Annotated in this window: 2 protein-coding genes; both read right to left on the reverse strand. The window is 62.5% G+C overall.

The window, feature by feature from the left end; all coding sequences use genetic code 11:
* A partial coding sequence (locus D6877_RS09160; protein ID WP_178083657.1) for an RsmD family RNA methyltransferase occupies positions 1 to 233 on the reverse strand: 233 nt, incomplete at its 3' end.
* The coding region (locus tag D6877_RS09165) for a pitrilysin family protein (protein WP_130910574.1) at positions 233 to 1,471 on the reverse strand (1,239 nt) is incomplete at its 5' end. The genes D6877_RS09160 and D6877_RS09165, both read right to left, overlap by 1 nt.

The following is a 1,471-nucleotide window of genomic DNA, read 5'->3' on the forward strand; positions in this document are numbered from 1 at the left end:
GCTTCGAGAAACAGCGCGCCGCTGCCGGCGAACGGGTCGAGCACTTTCGCCCCTTCGACATACGGCGCGAGCCAGTTGAACAGGGTTTCGCGCACGCGATCCGGGGTCGGGCGCAGGCCCGGTGCGTCAGGAAAGCTCAGCTTGCGGCTGCGCCACTGGCCGCCAATGATGCGCAGCTGATTGACGCCGTTGTGCACGTTTTGCACAGGTTTTTTCGGTGCTCGAGTCGCCATTAATGCTCCGGAACCCCGAGCGGTTGCTCGGCAGGTTTATCAGATGGGGCCGGTAACGGCTTTTGCGGCACGGTCGGGCCAGCGGTGACGATGACCATTTTCTCCGTGCTCAGGTGTTTGTTAAGCGCAGCGCGGACTTGCTCTACGGTCAGGCTCTGTGACTGACGCATGAAATCGTCGAGATAGCTCAGCGGCAGATTATAGAAGCCCATCGCGCCGAGCTGGCCAACGATGTCGGCGTTGCTCGCGGTGGACAGCGGGAAGCTGCCGGCCAGTTCGCGCTTGGCATCGTCGAGTTCTTTCTGTGTCGGCCCGGTTTTCAGGTAGTCGGCGAGCACGTCCTGCACCAGTTTCAGGGTGCCTTCGCTCATCTCGGCGCGGGTCTGCAGGTTGATCATGAACGGCCCACGGGCCTGCATCGGGCTGAACGCCGAATACACGCCGTATGTCAGGCCGCGCTTCTCGCGCACTTCGCTCATCAGGCGCGTACCGAAACCACCGCCGCCGAGGATCTGGTTGCCCAGCGACAGCGCGGCGTAATCCGGATCGTCGCGATCAATGCCCAGCTGCGCGAGCATCAGGTTGGTCTGTTTCGACGGAAACTCGATGTGGTTGACGCTGGCCTTCGGTTCCTGAGGTGCGGCGATTTTCGCCAGTGCCGGACCTTTCGGCAGGGCAGAGGAAACCTGATTGGCGATCGCCTCGGCTTCGGCTCGCGACAGATCACCGACCAGTGCAATCACCGCATTGCCGGCGGCGTAGGCCTTAGCGTGGAACTCGCGCAATTGCGCGACGGTAATCTTCGGCACGCTTTGCGGATTGCCGTCGCTGGAATGCGCGTACGGATGATCACCATACAGGCGCTTCATCAGCTCCAGACTGGCGAGTTTGCCGGGGTTCTGTTTCTGGTATTCGAAACCGGCGAGCAGCTGGTTCTTGATGCGCGCGAAGGAATCGGCGGGGAAGGTCGGTTTGCCGACCACATCGGCGAACAGCTTCAACGCCGGTTCACGCTGCTCAGGTGCGCTGAGGCTGCGCAGCGAAGCCAGCGCCATGTCCTTGAACGCACCGTTGCCGAAGTCGGCGCCGAGGCCTTCAAACCCCTGCGCGATCGCACCGACGTCTTTACCGGCGATGCCTTCGTTGAGCATGGCGTTGGTCAGCACCGCGAGGCCGGGCGCGTTGCCATCCTGGCTGCTGCCAGCGGCGAAGATCAGGCGCATGTCGAACATCGGCAG

This window comes from Pseudomonas sp. Sample_9 (assembly GCF_004307535.1).
GTDB lineage: Bacteria > Pseudomonadota > Gammaproteobacteria > Pseudomonadales > Pseudomonadaceae > Aquipseudomonas > Aquipseudomonas mercuritolerans.